Origin of the sequence: Caballeronia ptereochthonis (assembly GCF_001545075.1) — a bacterium.
Taxonomy (GTDB): domain Bacteria; phylum Pseudomonadota; class Gammaproteobacteria; order Burkholderiales; family Burkholderiaceae; genus Caballeronia; species Caballeronia ptereochthonis.
Genome location: NZ_FCOB02000023.1, coordinates 76,358 through 99,469, shown reverse-complemented (window position 1 = coordinate 99,469; position 23,112 = coordinate 76,358). Strand labels below are relative to the sequence as shown.

Below are 23,112 nucleotides of genomic sequence, written 5' to 3'. Positions count from 1 at the left end.
CGCGAATCGTTTCGCGGGGTTTTTTACTTTGGCGTCGGCCTAAGGGGCGATCAGCCCGTCTTGCGTGCGGTGGTCTTCTTCGCCGCTGCTTTCTTCGCGGGCGCCTTCTTTGCCGCAGGCCTGGTAGGCGTGGTCTTGGCGGCTACGGCGACGTCGCTATCGCCGGCTTCATCGCCGCTGTCGGCTTCCGCTGCCGCACCGCGCTTCGCCGCTGCCGTCTTGGCGGACGGCTTGCCTTCCTTCTTTTCGAACTCGAAGCCGATCTTCCCGTCCGGCTGCTTCACGAGATACGCCTTGAAGTTGCGTCCGGTGCGCGACGACTTGAAGTTCGTCAGCAGATCCGTGCGGCCTTCGTTCAGGAGCTTCTCCATCTGCTCCCGCGCGATCTCCTGCTGCAGGATGACCTTGCCCGAGCGGAAGTCGCACGTCTTCGGATTTGCGACCGAGTTCTCGCACACATAGCTCATGCCGTGCTCGAACACGCGCGACTGGCACTTCGGACACGCGCCGACCGGCGTCTGCTCGGAGAAGTCCGGCGGTTCGCCGTCGTCGCCGCCGGCGTCCTGGCCGAAGTCGAATTCGAGCTTGTAGTTCTTGATCTCGTCGTCGAGGACGAGCTTGAGAATGGCCGAGAACGGCCGCCCCATCTTGCTGCGGAAACCGGACAGCGGCCCGATGGTTTTCTCGCGCAGCAATTCCTCGACTTCGGCGATCTCGAACTGCCGGCCGCCCGGAATCTTGGAAATCGAGAACTCGCACTTCGTGCACGCGAAGCGGCGATAGTTCTCCTTCACCTGCGCGCCGCAGTTCGGGCACGGCGTTTCGAGCGTCGCGTAATCGCCGGGGATCGTGTCGGAGTCGTATTCCTTCGCGCGCTTGACGATGGTCTGCGTCATGCGCGCGATTTCCTGCATGAACTGATTGCGATGCAGGTTGCCGCGCTCCATCTGCGAGAGCTTGTGTTCCCATTCGCCGGTGAGTTCGGGCGCGGTCAGTTCCTCCACGCCGAGGCCGCGCAGCAAGGTCATCAACTGGAACGCCTTCGCAGTCGGAATCAGCTCGCGGCCTTCACGCACCATGTACTTCTCGCCGAGCAGACCTTCGATGATCGCCGCGCGCGTCGCCGGCGTGCCGAGGCCCTTCGCGGCCATCGCTTCGCGCAACTCCTCGTCTTCGACGAGCTTGCCCGCGCCTTCCATCGCCGAGAGCAGCGACGCTTCGTTGTAGCGCGCGGGCGGCTTGGTCACGAGACCATGCGCCTCGACCTTCTCGACATCGACCTTCTCGTCCTTCTGCACCGGCACGAGATTGCCTTCCTCGCCCGCGGCTTCGCGGCCGTAGACCTGCAGCCAGCCCGGCTCGACGAGCACCTTGCCTTCCGTCTTGAAGTGATGCCCCGAAACCTCGGTGATGCGCGTCGTCACGAGATATTCCGCGGCCGGGAAAAACACCGACAGGAAGCGCTTGACGACGAGGTCATACAGCTTCTGCTCCGGCTCGGACAGCGACTTCGGCGCCTGCAGCGTCGGGATGATGGCGAAGTGATCGCTGATCTTCGAATTGTCGAAGATGCGCTTGTTCGGCTTCACCCAGCCTTTGTCGAGTACCTGCTTCGCGAACGGCAGATAGTTGTTGCTCTCCTTGAGCATGGTCAGCGTTTCCTTGACCGTGCCCAGGTAGTCTTCGGGCAGCGCGCGCGAATCGGTACGCGGATAGGTCAGGACCTTGTGCTTCTCATAGAGCGCCTGCGCGAGGCCGAGCGTGTTCTTCGCCGAGAAGCCGAAGCGGCCGTTGGCTTCGCGCTGCAGGCTCGTCAGGTCGAAGAGCAGCGGCGACATCTGCGTCGACGGCTTCGATTCCTCGGTGACGGTGCCGGTCTTGCCCCGACAAGCCGCGACGACCGATTCCGCTGCCGCGAGACTCCACAGACGCGAGTCGCGCTGCTCGGGGTCGTTCTCGGTGCGCTTGAACTTCGGGTCGAACCAGCGGCCTTCGTACATGCCCTTCGCGGCGATGAACTCGGCGCGCACTTCCCAGTAGTCGCGCGGCACGAAACGGCGGATTTTCTCCTCACGTTCGACGACGATCGACAGAGTTGGCGTCTGAACGCGCCCGACCGTCGTCAGGAAGAAACCGCCGCCCTTGCTGTTGAAGGCGGTCATCGCGCGGGTGCCGTTGATGCCGACGAGCCAGTCGGCTTCCGACCGGCAGCGGGCGGCGTCGGCGAGCGGTTGCATGTCGGCGTCGCTGCGCAGGTTCGCGAAGCCTTCGCGGATGGCGGCGGGCGTCATCGACTGCAGCCACAGGCGCTGGACCGGCTGCTTGGCCTTCGCGTGCTGTGCGATCAGGCGGAAGATCAGCTCGCCTTCGCGCCCCGCGTCACAGGCGTTGATCAGGCGGTCGATATCCTTGCGCTTCATCAGCTTCGTCAGCACCTTGAGGCGCGACTCGCTCTTGGCGATCGGATTCAGGTCGAAATGCGGCGGAATGACCGGCAGATTGGCAAAGCTCCATTTGCCGCGCTTGACGTCGTATTCCTCCGGCGCCGCGATCTCGAGCAGGTGGCCGACCGCGGACGAGAGCACGTAATCGTCGCTCTCGTAGTACTCGTCATGCTTGGTGAAGCCGCCCAGCGCACGCGCAATGTCGTTCGCGACGGAAGGCTTCTCAGCAATGATCAGGGCTTTGGACATGACTCAATAGGGTTGGTAACAGGCAGCAGCCCGGTTTGGGCTGCTTTAACGACCGCTTTATAGCACAGGCTTTGCACCGAGAGCGTCGAAGGTCGAATCACGACGTTGCGGCGCCCGGCTCGCGTTGCGCATTTCGAAAGGCGCAAAACGCCCGTTTCGCGCCCGTCGCGCTCAAGCCATGGCAAGCGCCGGGCGCAGCTTCGGCGCGCCGATCATGTTCGGCAGCGCGGTCAGGTCGGTCAACATCCGCTCGACGATCGACACTTGCGGCAGCACCGTGCCGAAAAACCGGGTCGTGACCGAATCTTCGATCAGGATGGTCGGGAAATTTTCCACATCGAGGTCGTCGAGGAGGTCGGCATGATTCTCGATATCGATCCAGGCGAAGCAGATGTCCGGATGCGCGTCGGCCAGCCTGTCGAACCCTTCGCTGTATTCGCGGCACGTGCCGCACCATTCGGCGCACAGACAGGCGACGAACAGCGTGTCGGGCTCGGCGATGCGCTCAGCGATGCGATCGGCATCGGTATCGAGATTCAGCGCGGACATGGCGTGTGCGGGATCCTTGTTTGCGGCAGCGGGGACGGCTCGTTTTTTCGCGAATTTAGCACGACGCGGCGTTACAGGCGCTCGACCGCCGTAAAGCGGCCGCCCGGCAGCGCCGCCACGCGGCCCGACAGCTCGAGCCCGAGCAGTGCGCCCTGGAGCGCCGCGCCTTCCAGTTCGGTGCGCGTGGCGAGGATTTCAAGCGTCGCGGGCGCGTGGCCGAGCGCGGAAAGCACGCGTTCGGCGTCACCGGTCCCGGCCGGCTCCGGCAGACGCGCCGAGGCCCACGACGCGCTGACCGGTTTCGATTTCGCGCGCTTCGCCGCAGCAGCGGCCGTCTGCGCGGGCGAGAAGCCGAATTCTTCGAGCACTTCCTCCGGAGCTTCCACGAGCTTCGCCCCCTGCTTGATGAGCCGATGGCAGCCTTGCGAAAGCGGCGCGTGAATCGAGCCGGGAACCGCGAATACATCGCGCCCCATTTCGTTGGCGAGCCGCGCGGTGATGAGCGAGCCGGAACGCATCGCCGCCTCGACGATCAGCACGCCGCTCGACAATCCCGCGATCAACCTGTTCCGCTGCGGAAAGTGCGCGGAGCGCGCGGGCGTGCCCAGTGGCCATTCGGAGAGAATCGCGCCTTCGCGGGCGATTTCATGCGCCAACGTGTGATGCGCGGCCGGATAGACGAGATCCGCGCCCGTACCGATCACGGAAATCGTGCCGGTTGCGCCTTCCAGCGCGCCGCGATGCGCGGATGCGTCGATGCCGAGCGCAAGACCCGACACCACGACGAGACCCGCATCCGACAGCACGCGGGCGAAGCGCCGCGCGTCCTCCAGACCTTGCGGCGTCGCGTGCCGGCTGCCGACGATCGCCACCGCGCGCGTCTGGAGCAGGTCGAGCCGGCCCTTCGCGTAGAGCAGCGCCGGCGGGTCCGGCATGGTGAGCAGCGCCTGCGGATAGGCGGCATCCGCGAGCGTCAGGATGTGATTGCCCGGTTCCGGCGCCCACGCCAGAACCTCTTCAATATAGTGGTCGAACGGGACGCCTTCGATGTCGGACGGCGGCGCGAGCACGGCTTCGGCGGCACTGACGCCGGCGGCCTCCGCAAGCGATGCGAAGCTCTCCGACATCACTTCGCGCGGTCCGCCGAAAGCACCGAGCAACGTGCGCAGCGCGAGCGGCCGCAATCCCCTCGCGTGCGCGAGTTGCAGCCAGGCGCGCAGTTCTTCTGCATCGAGCGTCGAGGCGGCTTCCTCGGTCGGCGGAGCGGCGGTCGTCATGTTAAGATTTTTGATCCGGAACAGATTAAGAATCGTCGCCCGGCCTCGTCCAGAGGCCCGAAGCGACGCCATTGGCCGCTTGCCGGCGGCGTTGAATCCCGTGGATTCACCCGCATATCTTCGGCATGCCGCCCTCCACCCGCAACCTGGCCGAATGGCCGATTTACACGCGTCGCGGCGCGCGTAGACAATCCGAATCATGGCTCTGCTCAAGATACTCAACTACCCGGACAAGCGGCTGAACAAGGTGGCGAAGCCCGTCGCCGTCGTCGATGACCGCATCCGCAAGCTCGTCGCCGACATGGCCGAGACGATGTACGCCGCGCCTGGCGTCGGCCTTGCCGCGACGCAGGTGGACGTGCACGAGCGCGTGATCGTCATCGATGTCTCCGACGCGCACGACGAGCTGATGGTCTTCATCAACCCCGAAATCGTGTGGGCGAGCGAGGAAAAGAAGGAATGGGAAGAGGGCTGCCTGTCGGTGCCCGGCATCTACGATTTCGTGGAGCGGCCCGACAAGGTGCGCGTGAAGGCGCTGAACGAAAAGGGCGAGACCTTCGAACTCGATTGCGAAGGCTTGCTCGCGGTGTGCGTTCAGCACGAGATGGATCATCTGAACGGCCACGTGTTCGTCGAATACCTGTCGCAGCTCAAGCAGACGCGCATTCGCGGCAAGATGAAGAAGCTGGAAAAGGCGCTGTAACGCGCGCTTTCCATCGACGTTTTTTGCAGGCACGCCAAAAAGGGTAGCTTCAACCAATGACTCAATCGCTGCGTGTCGTTTTCGCGGGTACGCCCGAATTCGCCGCCGCCGCGCTCGCGGCCATTCACGCGGCCGGGTTTGCCATCCCGCTCGTCCTGACTCAGCCCGATCGTCCGGCCGGACGCGGCATGAAGCTGACCGCTAGCCCGGTCAAGCGTTTCGCGGTCGAGCACGGGCTCGAGGTCGCGCAGCCGACATCGCTGCGGCGCGCGGGCAAGTATCCGCAGGAAGCCGCGGAGGCGATCGATCTCTTGCGCGCGACGCCGCACGACGTGATGGTCGTCGCCGCGTACGGCCTGATCCTGCCGCAGGAAGTGCTCGACATTCCGCCGCGCGGCGCGATCAACATTCACGCATCGCTGTTGCCGCGCTGGCGCGGCGCCGCGCCGATCCATCGCGCGATCGAGGCGGGCGACGCCGAAACCGGCATCACGCTGATGCAGATGGACGCCGGCCTCGACACCGGCGCGATGATCCGCGAAGCGCGCACGCCGATTCGTCCCGACGACACCACGGCCACGCTGCACGATCGGCTCGCGCAAGCGGGCGCTGAGCTGATCGTTGCGGCGCTGCGCGATCTGGAGCGTGACGGCGCGCTGCCGTCCACGCCGCAACCGGAAGACGGCACGACCTACGCCGAAAAGATCGCGAAAAACGAAGCGGCGCTCGACTGGCGACGTCCGGCCGAAGCGCTCGCGCGCCAGATCCGCGCGTTCGATCCGTTTCCCGGCGCCTCCGGCACGCTCGATCAGGCCGCGATCAAGATCTGGGCAGCGCACCCGGTCGATGGCTCTTCGCACGCAGGCGAGCCCGGTACCATCGCCGAGGTTTCGTCAGACGGTATCGTCGTGATTTGCGGCAGCGGCGCGCTCAAGCTCACGCAATTGCAGAAACCGGGCGGCAAACGCCTGCCGGTACGCGACTTTCTCGCGGGTGCGCCGCTCGCGAAGGGACAACGCTTCGCGCTTCCGCAAGCCGGACAAGAGTAAGGGACGCCGGACGGGCGCGGCGCTAAAATAAATCGCTTCCACAAGCGCGTGTCTGTCTGGAGTCCCCGATGCTCGGCATTACCGGTTTTGCCTTTTTCCTCGTCGCCGTCTTTCTTCTGAACGTCACGCCCGGTCCCGACACCGCCTACATCGTCGGGCGCAGCGTCGCGCAAGGGCGAGGCGCGGGCATCGTGTCGGCGCTGGGCATCTCCGCGGGCTGCATCGTTCATACGCTGGCGTGCGCGTTCGGCCTGACGGCGATCCTGGCGGCATCGGCGACGGCGTTCACCGTCATCAAGATCGCCGGCGCGATCTATCTGATCTATCTCGGCGCGCGCCTCATCCTCGCGAAGCACGACGCCGACGCCAACGCCGCGCGTGAGACGCAGGCAAGCGAGAAAGCCGCGCCGAAATCGCTGCGTCAGCTTTTTGCCCAAGGCTTCGTCACGAACGTGCTGAATCCCAAGGTGGTGCTGTTCTTCGTGTCGTTCTTCCCGCAGTTCGTCGCCGCCGATAGCCAGCACAAGACGCTCGCGTTCCTCACGCTCGGCATCGTGTTCATCGCCATGAGCACGGTCTGGAACAGCTTCGTGGCGTGGATCGCGGGCAGCGTCACCGAGCGCTTCGCCGGCAAGGTCGGCGTGAAGAAGTGGCTGGACCGCGGCGTGGGCGGCGCGTTCGTGGGCCTGGGCATCAAGCTCGCGACCACGCATCGATAAATCTCGTCATCACGGATTGAATTATTGATGGATGTCCATATCTAACATTTTGCTTACAATCGTCGTCCCGGTCGCGTCGGCCGGGGCAACCGCGCGCGTCGCGCACCGTACATAGGGAGAAGGAGTTCCGGACATGTTCAACTGGGTCAAAACCGCGATGCTGATGGCTGCGATCACGGCCCTCTTTGTCGTGATCGGCGGGATGATCGGCGGATCGAAGGGCATGATGCTCGCGCTGGTCGTTGCGCTCGGCATGAATTTCTTCTCGTACTGGTTCTCGGACAAGATGGTTCTGCGCATGTACAACGCGCAGGAAGTCGACGAGACCACCGCGCCGCAGTTCTATCGCATGGTGCGAGAGCTCGCCACGCGCGCCCAGCTGCCGATGCCGCGCGTCTATCTGATCAACGAAGACGCGCCCAACGCGTTCGCCACGGGCCGCAATCCGGAGCACGCGGCGGTCGCGGCGACCACGGGCATTCTGCGCGTGCTGTCGGAGCGCGAGATGCGCGGCGTGATGGCGCACGAACTGTCGCATGTGAAGCACCGCGACATCCTGATCTCGACGATCTCCGCGACAATGGCCGGCGCGATCTCCGCGCTTGCGAACTTCGCGATGTTCTTCGGCGGGCGCGACGACGAAGGCCGTCCGGCCAATCCGATCGCGAGCATCCTGGTGGCGATCCTTGCGCCGATCGCGGGCGCGTTGATCCAGATGGCGATTTCCCGCGCGCGCGAATTCGAAGCCGACCGTGGCGGCGCGGAGATTTCGGGCGACCCGCAGGCGCTCGCGAGCGCGCTCGAGAAGATTCACGCTTATGCCACCGGCGTGCCGTTCCCGGCGGCCGAGGCGCACCCGGCAACCGCGCAGATGATGATCATGAATCCGCTCTCGGGCGGCGGCATCGCGAATCTGTTCTCGACGCACCCGGCGACGGAGGAGCGCGTTGCGCGTCTGATGGAGATGGCACGCACGGGTCGCTTCTGAAGCGTGTGACGCTTTAACGAAGGTCGCTCCGGTTTTACCGGCGCGACCTTTTTCTTTCCTGACGCCGTCCGCCCGGGCGTGCGACCCCTGCACGTTACAATCCTCGTTCACGCAAGCCGCGCGCTTGGCCGACTGACCGTTCCCGTTTCAACCATGACCGACAAGCCTTCCCGCCGGCCCGCCGCCGCGCATTCCCGCTTGGGCGCGCTCCATCTCGCGCCTGATTCGCTCGCGTTCGCGCTCGATTGCGCGGCGCAAGCCGTGGGCGCGGTGCGCGCGGGCTCTGCGCTGCCTGCCGCGCTGCAGACGGTCATCGCGCCGGCGAAGCATGCGGTGGCCCGCGGCGCGGTGCAGGACATCGCGTATCGCGCGATGCGCCGTCTCGCGCTCGCCGATGCGCTCCTGCACAAGCTCGTGAAGAAGGCGCCGCCGCCGCATGTGGCGAACATGCTGGTCTGCGCGTTCACGCTGCTCACGGACAACGAAGCGCACGCGGCCTACGCACCGTTTACCGTGGTCGATCAGGCGGTGAGCGCGATCGCCGCGCGGCGCGAATTTTCCTTCGCCAAGGGTCTGGTCAACGCGGTGCTGCGCAACTTCCTGCGCGAGCGCGAGGCCCTCATCGCCGAAGCGCGCACGAGTCCCGTCGTGCGCTGGAACTACCCGCAATGGTGGATCGATGCGGTGAAGCGCGGCCAGCCCGATGCATGGGAGCGCATCCTCGAAGCGGGCAATCTGCAAGGGCCGCTCACGTTGCGCGTGAATGCGCGTCACGCCAGCGTCGATGAATATCTCTCGCGTCTGCGCGACGCCGATATCGACGCCGATGCGGCGGGCCTGCACGCCGTGCGCCTGAAGTCGCCGATGCCCGTCGATCGCATTCCGGGCTTTGGCGAAGGCATCGTGTCGGTGCAGGACGCGGGCGCGCAACTCGCCGCGCAACTGCTCGACGCGCAAGACGGCATGCGCGTGCTCGACGCCTGCGCCGCGCCCGGCGGCAAGACGGGCCACATTCTCGAACTGGCGGACGTCGATCTCATCGCGCTGGAAAGCGATGCGGAACGGGCAACGCGCATCGGACAGAACCTGACGCGCCTGAAGCTCCGGGCGCAAACGAAAGTCGGCGATGCGGGCGATCCCGCGCCATGGTTCGACGGCAAGCCTTTCGATCGCATCCTCGCCGACGTGCCGTGCTCGGCGTCGGGCATCGTGCGGCGTCATCCGGACATTCGCTGGCTGCGGCGCGTGTCGGACATCGATGCGCTCGTCCAGGAGCAGCGGCGCATCCTGAGCGCGCTGTGGCCGCTCGTCGCGAAGGGCGGCGAACTGCTCTACGTGACGTGCTCGATCTTTCCGGAGGAGGGCGAGGAGCAGGCCCGCTGGTTTGGAACCGCGCATGAAGATGCGGTACGATTGGACGCGCCGGGGCAATTGTTGCCGACAGCGGCGCGCGCGAGCGCGGGTGCGGTGCAGGGCTCACCGGACGGTACAAATCTCGCAGGCTCCGTTCCGGGCGAGGCGCAAGGCGCCCGTCAATCGTCCAGTCGGGACGCGGAGGCCTTCGCGGATCATGACGGATTCTTCTACGCGCGCTTTCAGAAACGGTGACGATCAAACGCTTTTTTCCGCTTCGGCTCGCGGCCGTCATCTGGACTGCGCTGACGCTCTGGCTGAGTTTCGCCGCGGCCGATTCCGCGTTTGCCGAAACGATCGCCGTGCAGCGCGCGTCGCTGCAAGCGGACAATGCCGGCTGGAGCCTCGATGCGCATTTCGACTTCGATCTCAACAACAGTCTCGAAGAAGCCGTGAACCGCAGCGTGCCGCTCTATTTCACGATCGATTTCAACCTGTCGCGGCCACGCTGGTACTGGTTCGACGAAGAGCCGGTCAACGTGTCGCAGAGCATCCGCCTTTCCTATCAGCCGCTCACGAACGAATATCGTGTATCGACGGGCGGCCTGCAATTGCGTTTCGCATCGCTCAACGAAGCGCTCGCGGTCATCAAGCACGTGACCTCGTGGCACGTCATCGATCGAAACCAGGTGCATGGCGGAGAAACGTATACCGCATCGGTGCGCATGCAGCTCGACATCGCATTGATGCCCAAGCCGTTCCAGATCGACGCGGTAAACAACCGCGACTGGAACCTTTCCTCGGACTGGAAGCGTTTTACTTTTACGGCGGCAGAACGTGCGAAATAGATTTCGACGCGGCCGCACTGACATGAAGAGTTTCGTCGTTCGGTTGCTGGTCTCGACGGTTGCGCTCACGGCAGTCCTGCTGCTCGTGATGCTCGCGCTCGCGAGCGCGAACACCGAGTTCTTCGACCGCTACTACGGCTGGCTCTACGCCGCGAACGTCGCGGTGGCGCTCATCTTCATGCTGATCGTCATCAGCCTGTTCGTGATCATCGTGTCGCGCGTGAGGCAGGGGCGCTTCGGCACGCGCTTGCTCGCGAAGCTCGCGTTCATCTTCGCGCTCGTCGGCGTGGTGCCGGGCGCGATCATCTATGTGGTTTCGTATCAGTTCGTGTCGCGCAGTATCGAGTCGTGGTTCGACGTCAACGTCGAGACCGCGCTCACGTCGGGCCTGACGCTCGGGCGCGGCATGCTCGAGAACTCGCTCGCCGATTTCAGGAACCGCGGCCGGCAGATGAGCGATCAGCTCGCAAGCGCCGATCCCTCGAGTCTCACGCTCGCGCTTTTGCGCCTGCGCGATCAGTACAACGTGCAGGATGCTGTCGTATTCGAGCGGCCGCGTGATCAGTACAACCGCGAGGATCTGGCGTCGAGCAACGGCTCGCAGCGTGTGTCGGGCTTGCGCACGGTCGCGCAGGCATCGGGCAATTACTATGCGCTCCTGCCGACGAACGAGCCGACCAGCACGATGCTGAAGGCGGCGCAGGATCATCCGTATGGCGCGATCGAAGGGGAGATCGACGGCGATCCGAAGTCGAACGGGCCGAAGGGCGCGCTGCGGCTGCGCGTGATCGCGAAGATCCCAGATCCGACGACGACCACCGAATTCCAGCACGTCGACCGCTACCTGCAGATCGAGCAGCCGGTCAGCCAGGAACTCGCGCGCAACGCCGATGCCGTGCAGCGCGCGTATCGCGAGTATCAGGAAAAGCGGCTCGGGCGCACCGGCTTGCGCAAGATGTATATCGGCACGCTGACGCTCGCGCTGTTTCTGGCGACCTTCATCGCGATGATGCTCGCGCTCGCGCTGGGCAATCAGCTCGCGCGTCCGCTGTTCCTGCTCGCGCAGGGCACGAAGGAAGTGGCGGAAGGCGACTACACGCCCAAGCGCGAGATCAATTCGCGCGATGAACTCGGCTTCCTCACGCAGTCCTTCAATGCGATGACGCGCCAGCTTTCCGAAGCACGCGCGGCTGTTGAGAACAATCGTATTGCGCTCGAACATTCGAAGGCGTATTTGGAGAGCATCCTCGCGAATCTGACGGCGGGCGTGTTCGTGTTCGATCGCCAGTTCCGCCTGACCACCGCGAACCGCGGCGCGGAGCGCATCTTCCGTCAGCCGTTCGGCGCGCTGCTCAATCAGCCGCTCGATCAGATCGACGCGCTCGCCGAGTTCGGCGCGATGGTGAGAAAGGCATTTGCCGAGCGTGACGCGGCGGCGGTCGGCAGCGGGCATCCGGTCGGCGATCGTGGGCACTGGCAGCAGCAGGTCGCGGTGACCGTGCCGGGCGAGAACGATCCGCTGACGCTGCTCGTACGCGGAACGCAGCTGCTGAGCGTGACCGAAAGCGAATCCGACGATGCGGAGACGACCGGCTACGTGGTCGTGTTCGACGACATCTCCGACGTTATCTCCGCACAGCGTTCCGTGGCGTGGGGCGAAGTCGCACGGCGGCTCGCGCACGAGATCAAGAACCCGCTCACGCCCATTCAGCTTTCGGCCGAGCGCCTGCAGATGAAGCTCGCGGATAAACTTGCGCCACAGGACGCCGACGTGCTCAAGCGCGCGTCGACGACCATCGTGAATCAGGTGCAGGCGATGAAGCAGATGGTCGACGACTTCCGCGAATATGCCCGCACGCCGCCCGCGGTCCTCGGCAACCTGCAACTGAACGATCTCGTTGCCGAAGTGCTGACGCTCTACGGCATCGAAGAGGGCAAGAGCCCGATCAAGATCGATCTCGCCAAACTGCCGGTGATTCGCGGCGATGCGACGCAGATCCGCCAGGTGATCCACAACCTGCTCCAGAACGCGCAGGATGCGGTGGCGGAAGTGGCGGAGCCGCACGTCCTGCTCGAAACGAGGACAGTAGAATATGGCGAGCCCGATGCATCGGGGCACGCGCGTGTCGCGGTTCGTCTGACGGTCTCGGATAACGGCCCGGGTTTTCCGGCGCGCATTCTCTCGCGCGCTTTCGAGCCTTACGTGACGACGAAAGCGAAAGGCACGGGCCTGGGACTTGCAACGGTAAAGAAGATCGTCGACGAGCACGGCGCGCGCATCGACATACGCAACCGCTCGAGGACGGCGGATGTGGTCGAAGGGGCGCAGATATCGATTCTGTTTCTACAACTCGCGGACGATACCGCCGCGCCCGGCGCAACGCCTCCGGGCGTCGGTGCGACAGCGAATCAGGGAACGACAAAAGCAACAGTGCAGACAAGGGCAGCGTAAATGGCAACCATCCTGGTGGTAGACGATGAAATGGGGATCCGGGAACTGCTCTCGGAGATCCTGAGCGACGAAGGCCATGTCGTTGATGTGGCGGAAAACGCGCAGCACGCGCGCGACTACCGTCTACAGCAGACGCCCGATCTCGTATTGCTCGACATCTGGATGCCCGATACCGACGGTGTGACCCTTCTGAAAGAGTGGGCCGCGCAGGGCAAACTCACGATGCCGGTGATCATGATGTCCGGCCACGCGACCATCGACACGGCCGTCGAAGCGACGAAGATCGGCGCGCTCAACTTCCTCGAAAAGCCGATCGCGCTGCAGAAGCTGCTGAAGGCCGTCGAGCAGGGCCTCGCGCATGGCACCGCTGCTCCGCCCACGGCCGCAGCGGCGAAGCCGCCGGCGAGCGCGAGTGCATCGGGGGTGCCGGTGGCGGCTGCGTTGCCGACGGCTTCCGCCTTGAATGCATCGCATGATGCGGCAGCGAGCGGCGGGGCGCAGGGTCAGACGGGACAGACCGCGTCCATCTCGTTCGACATCCCGTTGCGCGATGCGCGCGATGCGTTCGAGCGCGCGTATTTCGAGTACCACCTCGCGCGCGAGAACGGCAGCATGACGCGCGTGGCGGAGAAGACGGGTCTGGAGCGCACGCACCTGTATCGCAAGCTCAAGCAGTTGGGCGTCGATCTCGGCAAGAACAAGAACGAGGTCTGAGTCCGATCCCGAACAATTTTGGAAAAATACGCAGGGGGGCTTGAGGGGCGCAATGGTCTCTGCTATAGTCTCACTTCTTCGTTGGCCCGGTAGCTCAGTTGGTAGAGCAGCGGATTGAAAATCCGCGTGTCGGTGGTTCGATTCCGCCCCAGGCCACCAGAATGCAAAAAGCCCGAGAGTGTTATCGCTCTCGGGCTTTTTCTATTTTCGCGCACGATATTGCTCGTATGACGGCGTCGTCGTGTGCGAACGCAAAAAAACGGGCAGATCGCGCAAGCAACCTGCCCGTTTCCTTTTCAGCGCGCGCGGCCCGGCACAGAGCCGCCGTCCTTACTTCGGATTGGCCGCCACGAAGTTCTTGAACGCCGTGTAGGCCGCCTTCGGCGTCTTGCCGTCGTTCATGAGCAGACCGTACGCGCCTTCGCCGCCCGCCGGATCGTCGTACAGTTCGTACGTCTGGAGCGCCTGGATGTTGTACTTCGACGCCACAGCAACGAACTGCGCCATCATCTGGTTGCCGACGAGATACGACGCGATCTGCTGATCGGTGCCATACCACGGACGCACGCCGAACTCGTTGATCCAGATCGGCTTGCCGAGCTGTTGCAGCGTCGCGAGGATGTCGTGACAGCCCGTACCGCCGCACGCGTTCGTGATGTCGCCCTGATCCGAGTACCAGTGCCACGCGGTGATGTCCCAGTTCACGACCGGATGACCCGTCGTGCCGTCAGGCTGCGTGCCGTTGGCGAGCATCTGGTCGAAGGCATAGTGCATCCACGCGCCGCCGCCCATGATGATCTTGCCGTTCGTATCGACCGACTTGATGCCGGCGATCATGCCGCGGATCACGCCGCGCGCAATCTGGAACTTCGTGTTGTCGAAGTGCTCCGGATAGACGCCGTCCACGTTGCCGACGAGCGCGTCCGCTTCGAGTTCGTTGGTCACTTCGTAGTACGGGTATTTGTACGCGGTGGCCGTCCATACGCCGAGCTGATAGCCCGCGTTGTAGGCGTCGGTCTCGCTGTTGAAGTCGAGGCCCATCAGCATCACCGGGTACACGGTCACGCCGCCCGCCGCCATCGTCTTCGCCATGCCCGCGAGCTTGTTCGCGCCCCACTCGCTGAACACCTCGTTGCGGTACATCTTCACGCCGAGATCCTGCAACTGCGAAAGCTGCAAGGCCGGGCTGGAGATGTCGTACGCGCCGCCTTCGTTGTTGTGGCCGTTCGCGCCGTAGAAGATCTTGGCGGTCGTCGGCGTGGTCGCCTTCGTGTTGTTGACGACGACGCTCACGTTCTGCACCGAGCGTGTGCCGCCCGTCGAGTCCGTGGCGGTGATCTGCCAGGTGTGATTGCCGTTGACCTGGCGCGTCGTGTCGACGGTCGTCGAGAACGAGCCGTTCGCCGGCGTGGCGTCACGCGCGACCTTGTTACCGGTCGTCATGTCGACGACGGAGACCTTCGCCCATTTCGATCCGGTCGTGCCCTTCACCGTCACGGTGCCGGAGACGGTGGCGTTGGCCGCCGGCGACGTCACCGCGAAGGCGGTGGTGTTACGGGAGGCCGCATCGACGGTCGAAGCCGTATCGAAGGCGTCGCTGGCGCTACCGCCGCCGCACGCGGCGAGCATGAGGCTGGTCGCGACCGCGGCGGCGATCAGGCTCGCCTTCGGCGCGGAAAAGACGCGCTGAACGGTGAAAAAAGAAGTTTGGCTGGAATTCTTCATGCTATTAATAAGTACAACTGATATAGATTTGATGATTCGACGAATTCGGTGCGTCTGCCGGAGCGCCGCGGAGCGGGCGGATCGAAAACGGACCAACGATCCCGCTTGACCCTGCGGGAGGGTGTTGGGAGCGGTAGTCATTCGGAGTCCGAATGAACGATCCCTGTGAGAGGGCAGGAACGTCCGACTCCACGACGGACGCTGCCGGAAAGCCAAGCCCGCGCCGGTTGCGCCGGCACGTCGAAACGTCTGATTACAGCCCGTGGACTTCCCTATCGGTCGGCACGAAGAAAGCTCGGCGCGCACCATTGCATGCAAACGTTTGCATGCAAGTTGACGCAAAACCTACGATGATTCGACTTCGGGAAGAATTGCAGGTTGATCTGGATGTCTCAGGTATCTATGCCTGTTTATCGGCCGAATGTTCTGAGGGTTTAGCTGGTTTCCAAATATTGCCGATTTATTTATTTGGGATTGTGCAATTTTTGCCGGAAACCAGTGGCAGAGAACCTGACTGGATTTGCAGGCAAACGCGGGTCGGTCATTGCTCGAGCGGCGGCGCCGAAAACGAATCACCCGCGATGGCAACCGGCGCGCCGCCACCACGAACATCCGCGCCCGAGCCGGCGCACGATCGCGCTCCGTGCTAAAATTCGCGTCGAATTAAGGACTTGCCTCGTCCTCGGACCCGCAAGTCCTTTTCTTTTCGACGCTCCGAATCGTTCGCGCGATGCGCCGAAGTCATTCCGCTACGCTCGGCGAGCCTTCTCCCGTTCCGCTATGGGCGGCATAAAAGGCGTGCGCGTCCGGGCGAAGGTCGGCGGCCTATACTGGACTCGCAGGGCGTCGCTGCCCGCGCCGCTCAGCGCCCAAGTCCGGTGACTCCGGCTGCCAGTGCGGCGCGCGACGCCAATCTCAATCACGGAGTACGGAGTTTTCACGGTGACTCGGATAGACGCTAAAGACAGCGCGCTCGTGCTGTTCTCCGGCGGCCAGGACTCGGCCACTTGCCTCGCGTGGGCGCTCGAACGCTACAAGACGGTCGAGACGCTCGGCTTCGATTATGGACAGCGGCATCGCGTCGAACTGGAGTGCCGTGACGGTTTCCGCGCGGCAATCGCGAGCGCGTTTCCGCAATGGGCGGAGCGTCTCGGCGAAGATCACATGATCGACTTGTCGATACTCGGCGCGATCAGCGATACCGCGATGACGCGCGAGATCGAGATCCAGAACACGGCGAGCGGTCTGCCCAATACGTTCGTGCCGGGCCGCAATCTGCTGTTCATGACGATCGCGGCGGCGGTGGCGTATCGACGCGGGCTGAAAGTGCTGGTGGGCGGCATGTGCGAGACCGATTTCTCCGGCTATCCGGATTGCCGCGACGACACGATGAAGGCGCTGCAAGTCGCGCTCAATCTCGGGATGGAGACGCGCTACGCGCTGGAAACGCCGCTCATGTGGCTCGATAAGGCCGACACATGGCGTCTCGCGGAAACGCTGGGCGGCGAGGCGCTGGTCGAATTGATCCGCGTCGAAACGCACACATGTTATGTCGGCGAGCGCGCGGAATTGCACGACTGGGGTTTCGGTTGCGGCCAGTGCCCGGCATGCAAGCTGCGCAAGCGCGGCTACGAGGCGTATCGCGCGGGCGAGCAGGTCACCACCGCGCCGGTTTGATTTTTTATTCGAGGTTCACAGGGCAGTCATGACGTATGCGGTAAAGGAAATTTTCTACACGTTGCAGGGCGAAGGCGCCAATGCCGGCCGTCCGGCCGTGTTCTGCCGTTTCGCGGGCTGCAACCTGTGGTCGGGGCGCGAGGAAGATCGCGCGGACGCCGTCTGCCAATTCTGCGATACCGATTTCGTCGGCACCGACGGCGAGAACGGCGGCAAGTACAGGACACCGGCGGAACTCGTCGCGAAGATCGCGTCGTTGTGGCCGGAGGGCGCGGCGCACAGGTTCGTCGTGTGCACCGGCGGCGAGCCGATGCTCCAGATCGACCAGCCTTTCGTCGATGCCCTGCACGAAGCGGGTTTCGAAATGGCGATCGAGACGAACGGCTCGCTGCCCGTGCTCGAAAGCATCGATTGGATTTGCGTGAGCCCGAAGGCCGACGCGCAGCTCGTCGTGACGAAGGGCAACGAACTGAAGGTCGTGGTGCCGCAGGACAACCAGCGTCTTGCCGAGTACGAGAAGCTCGACTTCGACTATTTCCTCGTGCAACCGATGGACGGCCCGTCGCGCGACATCAACACGAAGCTGGCGATCGACTGGTGCAAGCGCCATCCGAAGTGGCGCCTGTCGATGCAGACGCACAAATATTTGAACATCCCCTGATAAGACGGTCAGCCGACGTGCAGACGATTACCCGAAAACTCGAATTCGACGCGGGCCACCGCATTCCCGATCACCGCAGCCAGTGCCGCAACCTGCACGGGCATCGCTACGTGGTGGAAATCACGCTCCAGGGCGATCTCGTCGATGTGGAAGGCGCGCCCGACCGCGGCATGGTGATGGACTTCGCCGACGTCAAGGCACTGGCGATGGAGCATCTCGTCAACAAGTGGGATCATGCGTTCATCGTCTACGAAGGCGACGTCAAAGTGCGGGAATTCCTGCAAACGCTCTCGGATCACAAGACCGTCGTGCTGGACCGGATTCCGACCGTCGAAAACATGGCGGCCGTGGCGTTCGCCATTCTCGCGGACGTCTACGATGCCCATTACGGCGTCAATCTGAAGCTCAAGCGCTTGCGTCTTTACGAGACGCCGAACTGCTGGGCCGACGTCGAACGCGGCTGATTTTTTCCGCGCAATCGCGACCAGGAGAGCGTCCGACGTCCGGTCCTTTGTCACGGTATGATCGTCCGATGAGTCGCCCGACACCGAGGCGACGAGACACGGAGCGCGCGCATGCCGTCACATCTTCCCTCGTTGTCTTGCCCGAGGCCGCACGCGGCCGCCCTTCAAACACCCGAAGGAGCCGCGCGATGAGCACATTCACGAATCCCATCAAGCAACGCCTTTCCGAATCGGGCACGTTGTTCGGCCTGTGGCTTTCGCTCGGCAGCGCCGACGCCGCCGAAGCGCTTGCGCACGCGGGTTTCGACTGGCTGTGCATCGACATGGAGCACTCGCCGAACGATAGCGGCGACGTGGTCGCGCAACTGCGTGCGATCGCCGCCGCGCATCTGCCGAGCGAGCCGATCGTGCGCGTGCCGACCAACGAAGGCTGGCTCGTGAAGCGCGCGCTCGATGCCGGCGCACGCACGTTGATGTTCCCGAACGTGCAATCGGCGGAGGATGCCGCGCGCATCGTCCGGCTCACGCAATATCCGACCGAGGCGGCGCTTCTGGGCCTGCGCGGCGTCGCGGGCGCGGTGCGCGCCGCGGCATATGGAATGCGACGCGACTATGTGACGACCGCGAACGCGCAGATCGCGACCATCCTGCAGATCGAGTCCGTGGCGGCGCTCGAAGCCGTCGACGAGATCGCCGCGACGCCGGGCATCGATTGCCTGTTCATCGGACCGGCGGATCTCGCGGCGAGCCTCGGTCATCTCGGGGATGGCAAGCATCCCGACGTGCAGGCGGCGATCACGAAGATCGTCGATGCGGCGAATCGCGCGGGCATCGCGAGCGGCATCTTCGCGCTCGATGCTGCGAGTGCGAAGCAGTACGCGCAGGCGGGCATCAAGCTCGTCGCGATCGGCGCGGACGTGATGTGGTTGTTGAAGGCGACGCGTCAGGCGTTGCAGGAGGCGAGATCATGAGAACCGCCTTGGCGTCGGTCGCCGCCGCGGTGAGCTTGGCGATATCGGGCGGCGCCGCGCACGCCGACAACGTACCGAAACCGACCGATCTCGCGACGCAGAACGCCGTCGCCGATTACAACGCGGGCAATTTCGTCGCGGCGCGCTCGGAGTTCCGTCGCGCGGCGCAAAAGGGCAGCCGTCTTGCCGAATTCAACTACGCGATGATGCTGCTCAACGGCGAGGGCGGCCCGGCGGACGTGCCGGAGGGCAAGAAGTGGCTGCGCCGCGCCGCCGACGCCAACATGACGCACGCGCAATACGTGTACGGCAAGATGTACGACGACGGGCAGTTCGTGGAGAAGGATCCGGCGGAGGCGCATCGATGGTTCCTGCGCGCGGCGAATCAGGGCCACGTGCAGGCGGAACTGGCGCTCGCGAATCAGTTCCTCGACGGACGCGGCACGGCGCGCGACAACGTGCAGGCGTTCAACTGGTACAAGAAGGCGGCGGAGGGCGGCGACATGACCGCGCAGTACGTCGCGGGTTCGTTCTACGAGCGCGGCGGCGACGGCGTCGAGCGCAATCTGAATGTCGCGCGCGCTTACTACGCGGCGGCGGCGGCGCAGGGCGATCCGGCGGCCAAGCTCAAATATCTGCAACTGAGCGCCGAGCTGGAGCATCAGAAGCCGCAGTGACTGCGCGCGCCGAAAACAAAAAACCGCGGACGAATCCGCGGCTTTTGTCCGGCGAAGAATACGATCGCTAACTCTGCATCAACCGTTTCTGTCGCGCTACGCTCATGATCAACCCGACGGCCACGCCGAGCGTCGTCAACGCCGTGCCGCCGTAGCTCATGAACGGCAGCGGCACGCCGACCACGGGCAAGATCCCGCTCACCATGCCGATGTTGACGAACGCGTAGGTGAAGAACGCGAGCGTGAGCGATCCGGCCAATAATCGCCCGAAGAAGGTCGCGCCGTTCGCCGCGATATACAGCCCGCGAGCGATCAGCGCCATATAGAGAAAGAGCAGCACCAGCCCGCCCGCCAGCCCGAACTCCTCGGCAAATACGGCGAAGATGAAGTCCGTGTGCTTTTCGGGGATGAACTCGAGGTGCGCCTGCGTGCCCTTCAGCCAGCCCTTGCCGAGCGTGCCGCCGGAACCGATGGCGATCACGGCCTGAATCGTATGGAAGCCTTTGCCGAGCGGATCGGAAGTCGGATCGAGCAGCGTGCAGATGCGGTGTTTCTGGTAGTCGTGCATCAGCGGCCAATTCACTTCGGGCTGGCAGATGCGGTCCTGGAACACCGCGACGCACGCCACCACGACCACTCCTGCCGCGAGCACCGGCACGATGAGCTTGAAACTCAGGCCCGCGAAATAGATGACGAACACGCCCGCCGCGAACACGAGGACCGCCGTGCCCAGGTCGGGCTGCTTGGCGATCAAACCGACCGGCAGCAGCAGAATCAGAAAGCCGACGATGTAGTCCCACCAGCGGATATTGCTCTCGCGCTTCTGGTAGTACCACGCGAGCATCAGCGGCATGGCGATTTTCATGATCTCCGACGGCTGGATCACCACGCCGACGTTGAGCCAGCGTTTCGCGCCCTTGCGCGTGAGTCCGAACGCGGCGACCGCGATCAGCAGCGCGACGCCCACCGTATAGAGCGGCACGGCGAAGCGCATCAGCATCTGCGGCGGAATATTGGCGAGCACCCACATCAGGCCGAAGGTCAGCATGATGTTGCGCAACTGATCCTCGACGCGTCCGGGCATGTCCAGGCTGGCGCTGTACAGCGTCACGATGCCGACGCACAGCAGCAGAAAGACGATCAGCGCGAGCGGTTTGTCGAAGCCCGCGAACATGCGCTTGGCGCGGTCGAGCCACTCACGCTTGTCGAATTGCATGTGCAGTTGCATGGCGGTTTCCTTATTCGTCGATGCCGCCGGACGGCGCGAGAACGCGCACGCCTTCGTTTTCGGTGCCGCGCACCATGGTCGGCGTCGGCTCGGCCGGGCGCTTTTTCGGCGCAGGCCCGCGGCCGGGCGTGGACGCGGGCAGCGCAGCGGCGGGGGCTGCGGATGGCGCCGACGCGGCGCGAGGCTTCGCCGCCTTTGCCGACGATGCCGGAATCGCCGGCGCCGAAGCCGCCTTCGCGACATCAGGATTCGATGCGGCCTGAGGCGAGAACGCCGGGGATTTCTGCGCGACCGACGCGGGCAGCGCGGCTGCCGCCGGCGGCTGCGCGCCGCCGATCATCGGCAGGCCGGAGTCTTCCGTCGCGGATGCGGCGGCGGCGACCGCGGCGGCTTCCGCGCCCGGCTTGAGGCGATCGACGAGGTAATAGTCGAGCACCTTGCGCGCGATCGGTCCCGCGGATTCCGCGCCCCAGCCGCCGTTCTCGACGATCAGCGCGAGCGCGATCTTCGGCTGCTCCGCAGGCGCGAACGCGATGAAGAGCGCGTGGTCGCGCAGATGCTCGGCGAGCGCGTGGCCCTTGTAGTTCGAGCCCTGCAGCGAATAGACCTGCGCCGTGCCGGTCTTGCCCGCCGCCTGGTACGGCGCGCCCGTGAACACCTTCGCCGCCGTGCCGCTCGTGACGACGCCTTCCATCGCGCGCTTGATGAAATCCACGTCCTTCTGCTGCACCGGAATCTTGTCGCTCGGATCGCGCACCACGGGGCGGATCTCCTTGTTGATCGGATTCTCGATATCGCGCACGAGGTGCGGCTTCATCACGATGCCGTTGTTCGCGAGCGTCGCGGTGGCGTGCGCGAGTTGCAGGATCGTGAACGAGTTGTAGCCCTGGCCGATGCCCAGGCTGATGGTTTCGCCCTCGTACCAGCGCTGCTGCTCCGGCTTGCGATACGCCTTGCGCTTCCATTCCGTCGACGGGAGGATGCCCTTCGCCTCGCCCGCGATATCGATGCCGGTGATCTGTCCGAAGCCCCACGGCTTCATGAACCCGGCCATCGCGTTTACGCCGAGATCGCGTGCAAGCATGTAAAAGTAGGTGTCGTTCGACACGACGATCGCGCGGTTCATGTCGATCCAGCCCTGGCCCGAGCGCACGTCGTTGCGGAACGTGTGGCCGCCGAAGGTGAAGTACCCCGGATCCTGAAAGCCCCAGCCCGGCGTGCGTTTGTGCAGTGTCAGCGCGGCGAGCGCCATGAATGGCTTGTAGGTCGATCCCGGCGGATACGTGCCGTGCAGCGGACGGTTCAGAAGCGGGTGGTCGGGCGAATTGTTGAGTGCATCCCAGGTTTGCTGGTCGATGCCGTCGACGAACGAGTTCGGGTCGAAGCTCGGCGAGGACACGAACGCGAGCACGTCGCCGGTGGAAGGCTCGATGGCGACGAGCGCGCCGCGCTTGCCCGAAAACGCCTGCTCGGCAACCTGCTGCAGCCCGATATCGAGCGACAGCACGAGGTTGTTGCCGGGCGTCGCCTGCGTGCGCGACATCGTGCGCACCGGGCGGCCGCCCGCGGTCACTTCCACTTCCTCGAAGCCGGTCAGGCCGTGCAGCTCGGTCTCGTAGCTCTGCTCGACGCCGATCTTGCCGATGTAATCCGTGCCCTTGTAGTTGTTGGCGTCGAGGCGCGGATCGTAGTGGTCGGAGCTTTCGTCGTTGGCGTCGCTCGCGTCGTCGATGCGCTCCTGGTCGCGCTGCGAAATGCGCCCGATGTAGCCGATCACGTGCGCCGCGGTCGTGCCGAGCGGATACTGGCGGAACAGCCGCGCGCGCACTTCTACGCCGGGAAAGCGGAAGCGCTGCGCGGTGAATTTGGCCACTTCCTCGTCGGTCAGGCGAGTGCGGATCGGCAGGCTTTCGAAATTCTTTGAGTCTTCGAGCAGCTTCTTGAAACGGCGCCGGTCGCGCGCGTCGATCGGAATGACTTGCGCGAGCTCGTCGATGGTTTCGTCGAGCGTGCCGTTGATCTTGGAGCGCGTGATTTCGAGCGTATAAGCCGAGTAGTTCTTCGCCAGGATCACGCCGTTGCGATCGGTGATGATGCCGCGGTTCGGCACGATCGGCGCGACTGAAATGCGGTTCTCGTTCGCCTGCAGCGAATATTTGCTGAAGTGCCAGACCTGCAGATACAGGAAGCGCAGCCCGATCAGCCCGAAGCAGACGAACACGAACAGTCCCGCCGCCGCGACGCGCAGGCGGAACTTCGATAACTGTTGCTCGGTGTTCTTTATTTCGGTCATGCAGCTTTCGCGATTCTTTTCGCGACGTTTCGCGATTCAAGTGTAGTCCGCGCGCGGGGATATCGCCCGGC

The 23,112-nt window shown here is 64.3% G+C and carries 19 protein-coding genes and 1 tRNA gene; 14 read left to right on the top strand and 6 right to left on the bottom strand.

What is annotated here, in order from left to right; translation table 11 throughout:
• Positions 1-50 precede the first annotated feature (50 nt).
• The 3 genes from AWB83_RS23675 to dprA form a co-directional block, all read right to left on the bottom strand.
• The gene (locus AWB83_RS23675; RefSeq protein WP_087048054.1) at positions 51-2,693 is read right to left on the bottom strand and encodes a DNA topoisomerase III; all 2,643 of its coding nucleotides are present in this window, start codon (positions 2,691-2,693) and stop codon (positions 51-53) included.
• 171 nt (positions 2,694-2,864) lie between these two features.
• Positions 2,865-3,242, bottom strand: a complete 378-nt coding sequence (locus tag AWB83_RS23670) for a thioredoxin family protein (protein ID WP_087048053.1) — start codon at positions 3,240-3,242, stop codon at positions 2,865-2,867.
• A gap of 71 nt (positions 3,243-3,313) precedes the next feature.
• Positions 3,314-4,519, bottom strand: a complete 1,206-nt coding sequence (gene dprA / locus AWB83_RS23665) for a DNA-processing protein DprA (RefSeq protein ID WP_087048052.1) — start codon at positions 4,517-4,519, stop codon at positions 3,314-3,316.
• Positions 4,520-4,718: 199 nt separating this feature from the next.
• Here dprA and def point away from each other — a divergent pair, with 199 nt between their 5' ends.
• The 9 genes from def to AWB83_RS23620 all read left to right on the top strand — a co-directional run bounded on the left by def (position 4,719) and on the right by AWB83_RS23620 (position 13,504).
• On the top strand, positions 4,719-5,222 hold the full coding sequence (gene def, locus AWB83_RS23660; RefSeq protein ID WP_087048051.1) for a peptide deformylase: 504 nt from the start codon (positions 4,719-4,721) through the stop codon (positions 5,220-5,222).
• A gap of 56 nt (positions 5,223-5,278) precedes the next feature.
• Positions 5,279-6,271: a methionyl-tRNA formyltransferase gene (gene fmt, locus AWB83_RS23655; RefSeq protein WP_087048050.1), complete on the top strand. Its 993-nt coding sequence runs from the start codon at positions 5,279-5,281 to the stop codon at positions 6,269-6,271.
• A gap of 68 nt (positions 6,272-6,339) precedes the next feature.
• Positions 6,340-6,990 carry a LysE family translocator gene (locus AWB83_RS23650; RefSeq protein ID WP_087048049.1) on the top strand — a complete coding sequence of 217 codons (651 nt, stop codon included), beginning with the start codon at positions 6,340-6,342 and terminating at the stop codon, positions 6,988-6,990.
• A 133-nt stretch (positions 6,991-7,123) separates the two neighbouring features.
• Positions 7,124-7,978 (top strand): zinc metalloprotease HtpX, encoded by an 855-nt coding sequence (gene htpX / locus AWB83_RS23645; protein ID WP_087048048.1) that lies wholly within the window; start codon positions 7,124-7,126, stop codon positions 7,976-7,978.
• A gap of 153 nt (positions 7,979-8,131) precedes the next feature.
• Positions 8,132-9,586, top strand: a complete 1,455-nt coding sequence (gene rsmB / locus AWB83_RS23640) for a 16S rRNA (cytosine(967)-C(5))-methyltransferase RsmB (RefSeq protein ID WP_087048047.1) — start codon at positions 8,132-8,134, stop codon at positions 9,584-9,586.
• Positions 9,583-10,179, top strand: a complete 597-nt coding sequence (locus AWB83_RS23635) for a DUF4390 domain-containing protein (RefSeq protein WP_087048046.1) — start codon at positions 9,583-9,585, stop codon at positions 10,177-10,179. Before rsmB ends, AWB83_RS23635 begins: the two co-directional genes overlap by 4 nt.
• Positions 10,180-10,201: 22 nt before the next feature.
• Positions 10,202-12,631, top strand: a complete 2,430-nt coding sequence (locus tag AWB83_RS23630; RefSeq protein ID WP_087048045.1) for a sensor histidine kinase — start codon at positions 10,202-10,204, stop codon at positions 12,629-12,631.
• Positions 12,632-13,345 (top strand): response regulator transcription factor EsaR, encoded by a 714-nt coding sequence (gene esaR, locus AWB83_RS23625; RefSeq protein ID WP_087048044.1) that lies wholly within the window; start codon positions 12,632-12,634, stop codon positions 13,343-13,345.
• 83 nt (positions 13,346-13,428) lie between these two features.
• Positions 13,429-13,504 (top strand) — tRNA-Phe (locus AWB83_RS23620).
• Positions 13,505-13,675: 171 nt separating this feature from the next.
• Here AWB83_RS23620 and AWB83_RS23615 read toward each other — a convergent pair.
• Complete coding sequence (locus AWB83_RS23615) at positions 13,676-14,647, bottom strand: glycoside hydrolase family protein (protein ID WP_374729132.1); 972 nt, start codon at positions 14,645-14,647, stop codon at positions 13,676-13,678.
• A gap of 1,365 nt (positions 14,648-16,012) precedes the next feature.
• Here AWB83_RS23615 and queC point away from each other — a divergent pair.
• The 5 genes from queC (at position 16,013) to AWB83_RS23590 (ending at position 19,520) form a co-directional block, all read left to right on the top strand.
• Positions 16,013-16,747 (top strand): 7-cyano-7-deazaguanine synthase QueC, encoded by a 735-nt coding sequence (gene queC, locus AWB83_RS23610; protein ID WP_087048042.1) that lies wholly within the window; start codon positions 16,013-16,015, stop codon positions 16,745-16,747.
• A gap of 28 nt (positions 16,748-16,775) precedes the next feature.
• A complete protein-coding gene (queE, locus tag AWB83_RS23605; protein ID WP_087048041.1) occupies positions 16,776-17,408 on the top strand; it encodes a 7-carboxy-7-deazaguanine synthase in 633 nt (210 codons plus the stop codon).
• A gap of 17 nt (positions 17,409-17,425) precedes the next feature.
• A complete protein-coding gene (queD, locus tag AWB83_RS23600) occupies positions 17,426-17,872 on the top strand; it encodes a 6-carboxytetrahydropterin synthase QueD (protein WP_087048040.1) in 447 nt (148 codons plus the stop codon).
• Between the two features lie 188 nt (positions 17,873-18,060).
• A complete protein-coding gene (locus tag AWB83_RS23595) occupies positions 18,061-18,843 on the top strand; it encodes an HpcH/HpaI aldolase family protein (RefSeq protein WP_087048039.1) in 783 nt (260 codons plus the stop codon).
• Positions 18,840-19,520 carry a tetratricopeptide repeat protein gene (locus AWB83_RS23590; protein WP_087048038.1) on the top strand — a complete coding sequence of 227 codons (681 nt, stop codon included), beginning with the start codon at positions 18,840-18,842 and terminating at the stop codon, positions 19,518-19,520. The genes AWB83_RS23595 and AWB83_RS23590 overlap by 4 nt, the downstream gene beginning before the upstream one ends.
• A gap of 67 nt (positions 19,521-19,587) precedes the next feature.
• Here the strand turns inward: AWB83_RS23590 and rodA are convergent, their stop codons facing one another.
• Both rodA and mrdA read right to left on the bottom strand, forming a co-directional pair.
• A complete protein-coding gene (gene rodA, locus AWB83_RS23585; RefSeq protein ID WP_087048094.1) occupies positions 19,588-20,736 on the bottom strand; it encodes a rod shape-determining protein RodA in 1,149 nt (382 codons plus the stop codon).
• Positions 20,737-20,758: 22 nt separating this feature from the next.
• On the bottom strand, positions 20,759-23,041 hold the full coding sequence (gene mrdA, locus AWB83_RS23580) for a penicillin-binding protein 2 (protein ID WP_087048037.1): 2,283 nt from the start codon (positions 23,039-23,041) through the stop codon (positions 20,759-20,761).
• Positions 23,042-23,112 lie beyond the last annotated feature (71 nt).